General features: G+C 36.4%; 1 protein-coding gene. It reads right to left on the bottom strand.

The features are described from left to right. Positions 1 to 41: 41 nt before the first annotated feature. Positions 42 to 1172, bottom strand: a complete 1131-nt coding sequence (locus tag KDK14_RS16910) for an SIR2 family protein (RefSeq protein WP_257266354.1) — start codon at positions 1170 to 1172, stop codon at positions 42 to 44. Positions 1173 to 1554: the final 382 nt, after the last annotated feature.

Raw genomic sequence — 1554 nt, 5'->3', positions numbered from 1 at the left:
TTATATTAAATTGGTAAAATTCTTCCGGTGCAATCAAAACCTTACGGATTCAGGCTATAGTTAGTCCAAAGGTCTCTTAGAGAGGAAGAGCCTGAGGAACTTTGCGGGAATGGTCTTAGCACTAACTGGTCGTTAATTGTGCTATTTCCTTTCATGTAGATCTGCTCAAGAGCACCTGAAATTACGGAACTTCCAATGCCTAAGCCAAATCCAGATACTACTTTATAGCCTTCAGATATTAACTTCCCGCTAAGTCTATGAACGAACTTGAGAGTTTCCTTTTCTCCATACGCTCCATACTCGTGTGCTGCACCTGAAATAAATATAGTTTTCTTTTTATAGTTAAACTCAATTACCCGGAGTAATTCAGTAATTTCAGAATAATCATCAATTAAAATGGCTTTAATATTGAATCTGTTTAGATCGTTAACAAAAAGCTCTTGTTTTCTTTCCCTATATCTAAAATCAGCTTCGCTTTCGCCTTCTTCTAATTCTATTTTCTTTATAAAGCAATAATGGCGGCGCTGACTACCATTATATGCCACACGAACTCTGCTCAAGATATAGTCCAAATTCGGATCAGTAAAACTAAATCCAATAAATATGAATAATTTTGAAATAAGATCACCCTTCAATGCAGAAAGGTATTGATCCATCTTAACATGGTAACGTTCGTAATCATCTTTGGTTAATACTGCGTCATGAGCATGCTCAACATCGCCATGCATTTTATAAACGATGGCATCTCTTTTTGGCTTGGTCGTTGAAAGTTGATTTGTTGTAAATTTAACGTCTGCAATTTTTCCTAATGATGACAAAGACTTTTCAATTAGCTTGTCATAATTAGTAGTCCAAAATGTTTTTATAGGAAGCCTACTCAAAATTTCATGATTTTCAGTTAACTCTGCATCTTGTGAAAACTCTTCTATAAGTCTTTGGTTGAGCTGACTACGATTATTACCATTTGCATTACAGTGGTACTGAGCTAATGAAACTAAGTCGGATTCCTTTTCAACATCTAACCCAAGTTCTTCGGCTATTGGCCTCAGTAATTCTGACCAATTAACAAACCCTGCACCCGCTGACATTCCTGCACCAGCAAATATAGCAACATTTTCTTCAAGTAGTTCTTTACCAACATCCCTTATAAATGACTCTCTAACTAAATTCATATTTACTATATCTTCTAAATGTGATTGTGATGTTTGATTATGAACACATAACGATTATTAGAGAAACGTATTCGCGCATTTGCATCATCCTGAACAAATTCCTTCCCCTTAAAAACCAGATTTGCTTATGCACGATGCGATGAAAGGCCTGGAATTAAGCATTGCATCATTTTTAATTCGTTAAAATCAGCCGAACCAGTATTTTTGGTAATGCCATAACCAAAAAAGGAACTCGATTAATCAGCTCCTTTCTTGGTTAAACAATGCATTGTGAAGGATAACGGATAACCCTGTAGTTACGACCGAATCAACCCCAACAATTCCGCAGTCTTATCTTCCATCAACGCTACATCCCCACGACTCTCCACATTCAACCGTATCA

The sequence above is a fragment of the Endozoicomonas sp. ONNA2 genome (assembly GCF_024606365.1).
Classification (GTDB): domain Bacteria; phylum Pseudomonadota; class Gammaproteobacteria; order Pseudomonadales; family Endozoicomonadaceae; genus Endozoicomonas.
The sequence above is the reverse complement of the archived record's forward strand: the minus strand, read 5'-3'. Positions and strand labels throughout refer to the sequence as shown.